This is a genomic window from Bacteriovorax sp. DB6_IX (assembly GCF_000447775.1).
GTDB lineage: Bacteria > Bdellovibrionota > Bacteriovoracia > Bacteriovoracales > Bacteriovoracaceae > Halobacteriovorax_A.
Genome location: NZ_AUNJ01000168.1, coordinates 1 through 7,537, shown reverse-complemented (window position 1 = coordinate 7,537; position 7,537 = coordinate 1). Strand labels below are relative to the sequence as shown.

The window sequence follows — 7,537 nt, the reverse complement described above, 5'->3', positions numbered from 1 at the left end:
GTGACCAGCTGAGTTACTAATAACACGTTGTGTCCTTGTCACTACCTATGTAACCAAGTAAAATCCTTGGATAATGAATTTATGACAAGGAAATGTAATGGACGTTCTTGGTACACAAGTTGATAGATCAAGTGAAGCCTTTCAAGTAAATAAAGAATTTCATACAGGTTTAAGAAGTGAGCTTCGCGAGAAACTCGACCACGTTAAAAAAGGTGGTGGTGAATCCTCTGTTGAAAGACACTATAGTCGTGGGAAACTTCTTCCTCGAGAAAGAATCGATAAGATCCTTGATGAAGGATCACCTTTTTTAGAACTGAGTTCTTTAGCGGCACAAGATATGTACGGGATGGATATTCCTAGTGCAGGTATTGTGTGTGGGATTGGTCGTGTTCACGGCGTTGAGTGCATGTTTGTGGCCAATGATGCAACTGTTAAGGGTGGGACTTATTTCCCAATGACTGTTAAGAAGCATTTAAGAGCACAAGAGATTGCGAGAGAAAATCGTCTTCCATGTATTTACTTAGTTGATTCTGGAGGAGCATTTCTTCCAAAGCAAGATGAAGTTTTCCCAGATAGAGACCACTTTGGTCGAATCTTCTTTAACCAGGCCCAAATGTCCGCGATGGGAATTCCTCAAATTGCCGTTGTACTCGGTTCTTGTACTGCTGGTGGAGCCTATGTTCCGGCCATGGCTGATGAGTCTGTTATTGTAAAAGGTAATGGGACTATCTTTTTAGGAGGACCTCCTCTTGTTAAGGCCGCAACCGGTGAAGAAGTTAGCGCAGAAGATCTTGGTGGGGCCTATGTTCATACTCATGAGTCAGGAGTCGCAGATCACTACGCTGAAGATGAGCTTGATGCATTGGCGATCACTCGTAATATTGTTGAGAATCTAAACTATCAATCGGCCGGAGAGTTATCTGGTGATAAGAAGATTGATGAAGAAAAGGGGATTGAAGAGCCGAAGTATCCGATTGACGATATTTACGGAATTCTTTCAAGTGATACTAAGAAGCCCTTTGATGTTAGAGAGATTATCGCACGTCTTGTCGATGGATCTGAGTTTCATGAATTCAAAGAAAACTATGGAAAGACTCTTGTTTGTGGTTTTGCAAAAATTCACGGTCATCGAGTTGGTATTGTGGCCAATAATGGAATTCTCTTTAGTGAGAGTGCGGTTAAGGGATCTCACTTTATTCAACTTTGTGGGCAGAGAAAAATTCCTCTCGTGTTCTTGCAAAATATTACAGGATTTATGGTTGGTAAGCAGTATGAGTCAGAGGGGATCGCAAAGCATGGTGCTAAGATGGTAACCGCAGTTTCAACTGTTGATGTTCCTAAGTTTACTGTCATTATCGGTGGATCATTTGGTGCAGGTAATTATGGAATGTGTGGAAGAGCTTATTCTCCTAGATTCTTATGGATGTGGCCAAATGCTAGAATTTCAGTGATGGGTGGTGAGCAAGCAGCAGGCGTTCTTGCAACTGTAAGACAAGATGCGCTTAAGGCCAAGGGAAAAGAGCAGATGAGTGCCTCTGAAGAAGCTGAATTCAAACAGCCGATTCTAGATAAGTATGAAACTGAGGGAAGCGCTTATTACTCAAGTGCTAGGCTTTGGGATGATGGTATTATCGAGCCTGCTCATACGAGAGATATCTTAGGACTGGCCCTGAGTGCAAGTCTTAACAAGAATATTGAAGACACAAAGTTTGGTGTCTTTAGAATGTAGATCAAGAATTAAGAAGGTTATATGACTGAATTATATAAGAAGGATGTCGATCTAAGAGGTGTGGCCACTATCACTCTTAATCGTCCAGAAATTCACAATGCTTTTAATGATGAACTCATTAGTGGTCTGACTGAAGAGTTTAAAGCAATGGAGAGTGATGAGGGGATTCGTCTTGTTGTTTTAACTGGTGAAGGAAAGTCTTTTTGCGCCGGAGCAGATTTAAATTGGATGAAGAAGATGGTTGATTATTCGGAGAGTGAGAATATTGCTGACTCAATGAATTTGGCCAATATGTTTGAGACGATGAATGATTTTTCTAAACCTATTATTGGAAAAATTAATGGTGCAGCTCTTGGTGGTGGAAGTGGTCTCGTGGCCGTATGTGATCATGTGATCGTTCACGAGGATGCTAAGCTTGGCTTTACTGAAGTTATGCTAGGCTTAGTTCCGGCCGTTATTTCTCCCTACGTAATGGCCAAGATTGGTCACTCTCAAGCACGAACTCTTTTTTTAACGGGAGAGAGATTTGATGCACAGAAGGCGGCTCAAATTGGTCTTGCTCACCAAGTAAGTCTAGGCCGTTATTTTGAAAGAGATACTGAAGAAGTTATCGTGAAGTTTTTAAAAGCTGGGCCTAAAGCACAACAAATGGCAAAGAAGCTTATTTACGGTGTCGAGAGAAGAAGTGAAATAAGTGATATAAAGCAATTTACATGCGAAACGATAGCGGCCATGAGAATTTCTTTGGAAGGACAGGAGGGAATGAATGCCCTTCTTGAAAAGAGAAGACCTAACTGGATGGAGAAGAAGTGAAAATTACTAAGGTACTAATTGCTAACAGAGCAGAGATCGCTCTAAGAGTTGTGAAGACTTGTAAGAAGTTTGGAATTGCAACAGTTTCTCTCTACACGGAAGAAGAAAAAGAGCTTCCACAAAGGTTTGAAGCAGATGAGTCTATCTATTTAGAGGGGACGACGCTAGCACAAACTTATTTAAATATGGATAAGATCGTTGATCTTGCTAAGGAATATGGATGTGATGCCATTCACCCTGGTTATGGTTTTCTCTCTGAGAATGCAGCATTTTCAAAGAAAGTGACTGATGCAGGAATCATCTTTATTGGACCGACTCCTGAGATTATTAATCTCATGGGTGATAAGAAGGGTTCTAAAGAGAAGATGATTGAAATTGGTGTACCGGTTATTCCTGGATACCATGGAGAAAATCAAGACCCAGATCATCTAAAGTCACAAGCGGATGATATGGGATACCCAGTTCTTATTAAGGCCTCTGCTGGAGGTGGTGGAAAGGGGATGAGGATCGTATATGAATCGAAGAATTTCTTAGAGGAATTAAACTCTTGTAAGAGAGAGGCCCTTTCTTCATTTGGTTCAGATATTGTTCTTATTGAAAAATTTATAGAAAACCCAAGACATATTGAAGTTCAAGTGATGTCGGACTCACATGGGAATCACTTTCATTTCTTTGAAAGAGAATGCTCAATTCAAAGACGACATCAAAAGATTGTTGAAGAGACTCCTTCAATGGCCCTTAGTCCTGAACTTAGGGCTGAGATGACTTCTACCGCGGCCAAGATTTCTGCACAAATCAATTATAGTGGGGCAGGAACTGTGGAGTTTATCCTTGATGGTGATAAGTTCTACTTTCTTGAAATGAATACAAGACTTCAGGTTGAGCACCCAGTAACTGAATTAGTAACAGGCCATGATCTTGTTGAACTTCAGCTTAGGGCCGCAAGCGGTGAGAAGTTTGACTTTAGCCAAGATGATATTAAGCAAAGAGGTCATGCTATTGAATTGAGAATTTATGCGGAAGATCCTGATAATGACTTTATGCCTTCAATTGGTAAACTTGAGAGAATTGGCCGCGTAAAAGAGGGGATTCGTCTTGATATGGGTTATGTTGATGGTAATGAGATTACTGTTAACTTTGACCCGATGATTGCAAAAGTTATTGCACATGATAAAGATAGAAATACATGTGTTGAAAAAATAAAAGAAGGACTCTATGAGCTACCTTTCTTCGGTTTTTCAACGAATAGAAGTTATCTTCTAAGAATTTTAGATCATGAAAAATTTCTGTCTGGGCAGACATATACTCACTTCGTAAAAACATATGAAGAAGACTTAAGACCAAAGCTAGCTTCAGATAAAGATCTTGCTTTTGCTATTGGTGCTTCACTTCTAAATGATAAAAAACTACTTAATAAATTTGCTAGTCCTAAGGCATGGGAAAAGTTAGCTGGGTTTAGAAACGTATAAGGAATAATGATGCAAAGAATTTATTTACATGGTGATGAAGACTACGTTGTTGATATTCTCGGCCTGGAAGGAAATGTTGCTCACTTCGAGTTTAAAGGTAAGCGATATAAAGTTTTTAAGAACGACTTAAACTCTTTTCATCTCAACGGTGAAGATGCCACTTGTATGGTTTCTGAAAAGATTGTCACTGTTAATGGTCACAATATTGAATTAGAAACATGGAAGTTATCAAGGGATTCAGGAAGTGATTCAGCTTCTGGTGATATGCTCTCTCCAATGCCTGGTAAGATTTTAAAGCTTTGTGCCCAAGAAGGACAGAAGGTGAGTGTCGGTGACTCTTTAGTGATCATGGAGGCCATGAAAATGGAGCACACGATTAAATCTACTGTTAGTGGTGTGATTAAGTCTTTCCATGTGAATGAGGGGCAACTTGTTGAGGGTGGAAAAGAGCTCTTTGAAATTGAAGTTGAAACCGAATAGGAAGAAAAATGTCAAATAAAGTAAAGTTGGTAGAAGTTGGTCCACGTGATGGACTTCAAAATGAGAAGAGTCTCGTTGATACCAAAGTAAAATTTGAGTTTATCAAGTTACTCCATGAGGCCGGTTTGGACTGTATCGAAGTCACCAGCTTTGTTCGTCCTGATAAGATACCTCAAATGCAGGATTCTGCAGATCTTTATAAAATGGTCGCAGATAAACTTGATTTGCAAAAACTTAGAACTCCATGTTTAGTTCCAAACTTAAAAGGGCTTGAAAAGGCCAAGGGGTTAGGAGTAAAAGAAATTGCTCTTTTTACGGCAACTTCAAATACTTTTAATTTAAAAAATATTAATGCCTCAGTTGATGAGTCTTTTATAAGACTCGAGGCGGTTGCTAAGGAAGCACTTGAAAATGATATCTCTATTCGTGGATATCTTTCAACAGTCTTTGGTTGTCCCTATGAGGGAAAGATTCAAACTGAGCAAGTCTTGAGAACACTCGAAAAACTTATGAAGCTTGGTGTGTATGAGGTTTCTCTTGGTGATACTATTGGTGTTGCTAATCCGCACCAAGTTGTTGCTATTATTTCTGAGATTAAGAAGAATTTTGATCTTTCGAAAATGGCCATGCACTTTCATGACACTGAAGGTATGGCCCTGGCCAATATATATACTTCTTATGAAGAGGGAATAAGAGTTTTCGATTCTTCTGCAGCCGGTTTAGGTGGTTGTCCCTATGCTAAGGGGGCCACGGGTAATGTGGCCACTGATGATGTTGTGAATCTCTTTGAGAAGTTAAATGTTGAGACAGGTGTAGATATGAGTAAGCTACATGAGGCCTCTCGCTTTATTTTGGAACACTTAAAAAAGGATAGTGTCTCTAAGTTTTATAACGCTTATCGTGGACGACATTCAAAGGCCTAGTCATGACAAATAATTTCTACAAAAAAAGCTATCAGGATCTTAAAGTAGAATTTAGCGACCATATTCTATCGCTGACTTTAAATAATCCATCCATGAGTAATGCTATTAGTGATGAGATGATTCAATCTCTGTGTGAAGTCCTTTCATTTGCTGATGCTGATCCCGAAGTTAGAGTTATTATCCTAACTGGTGAGGGAAAGTCTTTTTGTGCCGGTGGTGATATCAAGGCCATGAATGAGAGAAGTGGTATGTTTGCTGGAGAGCCTTTCGAGCTTCGAAATTGTTACTCTAAGGGAATTCAAAGAATTCCTCGTACGATTGAATCACTTCAAAAGCCAATTATTGCCATGGTCAATGGTGCCGCGATTGGAGCAGGTTGTGATCTCGTGGCCATGTGTGATCTGAGAGTTTGCTCAGATATGGCAAAGTTTGGAGAAACTTTTGTTAAGTTAGGTCTTGTCCCTGGGGATGGTGGGCCATATTTTCTTGCCAGAGCTATTGGTTATGCCAAGGCCATGGAAATGTATTTAACAGGCAAGATTTATAATTCACAAGAAGCCCTTTCGATGGGACTTGTAAGTAGTGTTTTCTCTCATGATGACTTGGAAGCGCAAACACGTACTCTTGCCAAACTTATTAGTACTAATGCCCCTGCTGCTGTTCAGTTGACAAAGACTGCGATGAAAAGGGCAATGAAAGACGACTTGGATTCTCATCTCAACATGATGAGCGCTTATCAGGGAATATCTCAAAGAACGAATGACCACTTTGAGGCCATAGATGCTTTTCTAAATAAGAGAAATCCTGAATTTAGGGGAGAATAAGTTGAAGCCTCTTCTCTGTATCCTCTTGATTTCTGTATTTTTTAGCTCTTGCTCTCATACTGTTTTTACAGGAAAGGGTAGAGTTCCAGTGGAGATCCATTCTAAGAGTGTTTCAGGGAAAGTGAAAATAATCTATGAAGTAGAGCAAGAGTCTCTATTATGGGGACTCATGCCAAAACGTCGCTACTTTGATATGGGTGATCTTCTTTTTAGAGATCGGGTTAGTGCTGTGGGAAATCTCACAATTACTCATTATCAATCACCTATGGATCAGTTTTGGACATACTTAAGTCTAGGTCTCTACATTCCTTCACGAACTCGAATTGAAGGATGGGGCTCAAAGGTAATCAATGATTTTGAATAAAAGTCTTTTATTTCTACTATTTCTTCTATTGATTACGAGCTGTGCTTCGGGTCTAAGAGTGTCTTCAAAATATTGTAATAGTTCTGGAGTTTGGGAGTCCCAAAAACTGAATCGCTCTGTTGTTGTTAAAGAGCCTGAGGCCGGATTTGGAATTGAAGAAATCTATATAAAGACAATTCTTGATCAGAATGGATATGACTGCCAAAAAATCTCAAATCTTTCAATTGGGATTGAGAGAAGCTCGTGGGATGCCTTCTTGTCGGCCTTTCCTGGGTATAGTTCCCAAACCCTCGTCATAAAATTTGATAATCTTGAACAGTATTAATGCGTCGCATCTTTAGTTTTTCCTCACTGAGCTTGTAACCAGTTTACACTTTGAGAAAAATTCACTAATGTCCCCAAACGAAAACAATATAATTCAAATGAGGTGCATATGAAAAAAATGATGATGATCGCTGCTCTTTCTTTTATGGCAGTAACAGCTAACGCAAGTGTTTTAAAAATCTGTTCAATGCAAGCAACAGAAATTTGTAAAGAGCTTGAAGGTAAAGATTTTAACCAGTGTTACTGGGCGCAAATGGACTGGTGTATGGAAGGTCCTGTAAAGAGTTTTAATAACCCTCTTGAGGGGAATACTTGTGAGGAGAGATGTTTAACTCTTCCTGATTCACAAGTTGATCTTTGTATGCACGAATGTCTTCATATGATCTAAGTTTCGATATTTAAGGCCTCTTTGTGAGGCCTTTTTTATTTCTCAATAAATTGGCAATTTCTCTCTTCTATTTAACTGATATTATTAATATTCCCTCAATATTTGAACTCTAAGTCTTCAATATTGCATTTCTCCTTCATCCAAAAGGCAAACACTCGTAATCTGTAGTAAATTAATAATGATCAAGATCGTATCTAGGGAAATAGATGAAAAGTTTTCGATT

9 protein-coding genes are annotated in these 7,537 nt (G+C 39.3%); all 9 read left to right on the top strand.

What is annotated here, in order from left to right:
• Positions 1 to 97: 97 nt before the first annotated feature.
• The 9 genes from M901_RS04970 to M901_RS04930 all read left to right on the top strand — a co-directional run bounded on the left by M901_RS04970 (position 98) and on the right by M901_RS04930 (position 7,314).
• Positions 98 to 1,729 carry a carboxyl transferase domain-containing protein gene (locus tag M901_RS04970; RefSeq protein ID WP_021277088.1) on the top strand — a complete coding sequence of 544 codons (1,632 nt, stop codon included), beginning with the start codon at positions 98 to 100 and terminating at the stop codon, positions 1,727 to 1,729.
• Positions 1,730 to 1,750: 21 nt separating this feature from the next.
• Complete coding sequence (locus M901_RS04965) at positions 1,751 to 2,542, top strand: enoyl-CoA hydratase-related protein (protein ID WP_021277086.1); 792 nt, start codon at positions 1,751 to 1,753, stop codon at positions 2,540 to 2,542.
• A gap of 2 nt (positions 2,543 to 2,544) precedes the next feature.
• Positions 2,545 to 4,011 carry a biotin carboxylase N-terminal domain-containing protein gene (locus M901_RS04960; RefSeq protein WP_081653354.1) on the top strand — a complete coding sequence of 489 codons (1,467 nt, stop codon included), beginning with the start codon at positions 2,545 to 2,547 and terminating at the stop codon, positions 4,009 to 4,011.
• A gap of 9 nt (positions 4,012 to 4,020) precedes the next feature.
• On the top strand, positions 4,021 to 4,491 hold the full coding sequence (locus M901_RS16285; RefSeq protein ID WP_053335825.1) for an acetyl-CoA carboxylase biotin carboxyl carrier protein subunit: 471 nt from the start codon (positions 4,021 to 4,023) through the stop codon (positions 4,489 to 4,491).
• A gap of 8 nt (positions 4,492 to 4,499) precedes the next feature.
• The gene (locus M901_RS04950) at positions 4,500 to 5,414 is read left to right on the top strand and encodes a hydroxymethylglutaryl-CoA lyase (protein ID WP_021277083.1); all 915 of its coding nucleotides are present in this window, start codon (positions 4,500 to 4,502) and stop codon (positions 5,412 to 5,414) included.
• A 2-nt stretch (positions 5,415 to 5,416) separates the two neighbouring features.
• Positions 5,417 to 6,238, top strand: a complete 822-nt coding sequence (locus M901_RS04945; protein ID WP_034720488.1) for an enoyl-CoA hydratase-related protein — start codon at positions 5,417 to 5,419, stop codon at positions 6,236 to 6,238.
• Position 6,239: 1 nt separating this feature from the next.
• A complete protein-coding gene (locus M901_RS04940) occupies positions 6,240 to 6,602 on the top strand; it encodes a hypothetical protein (protein WP_034720485.1) in 363 nt (120 codons plus the stop codon).
• A 58-nt stretch (positions 6,603 to 6,660) separates the two neighbouring features.
• Positions 6,661 to 6,927, top strand: coding sequence for a hypothetical protein (locus M901_RS04935; RefSeq protein ID WP_157679839.1), 267 nt, complete (start codon positions 6,661 to 6,663; stop codon positions 6,925 to 6,927).
• 108 nt (positions 6,928 to 7,035) lie between these two features.
• A complete protein-coding gene (locus M901_RS04930; RefSeq protein WP_021277089.1) occupies positions 7,036 to 7,314 on the top strand; it encodes a hypothetical protein in 279 nt (92 codons plus the stop codon).
• Positions 7,315 to 7,537 lie beyond the last annotated feature (223 nt).

Excerpts from the sequence above, each read along its gene's own strand:
- M901_RS04970 (WP_021277088.1), top strand. The coding sequence starts at position 98 with ATGGACGTTCTTGGTACACAAGTTGATAGATCAAGTGAAGCCTTTCAA.
- M901_RS04965 (WP_021277086.1), top strand. The coding sequence starts at position 1,751 with ATGACTGAATTATATAAGAAGGATGTCGATCTAAGAGGTGTGGCCACT.
- M901_RS16285 (WP_053335825.1), top strand. The coding sequence starts at position 4,021 with ATGCAAAGAATTTATTTACATGGTGATGAAGACTACGTTGTTGATATT.
- M901_RS04950 (WP_021277083.1), top strand. The coding sequence starts at position 4,500 with ATGTCAAATAAAGTAAAGTTGGTAGAAGTTGGTCCACGTGATGGACTT.
- M901_RS04945 (WP_034720488.1), top strand. The coding sequence starts at position 5,417 with ATGACAAATAATTTCTACAAAAAAAGCTATCAGGATCTTAAAGTAGAA.
- M901_RS04930 (WP_021277089.1), top strand. The coding sequence starts at position 7,036 with ATGAAAAAAATGATGATGATCGCTGCTCTTTCTTTTATGGCAGTAACA.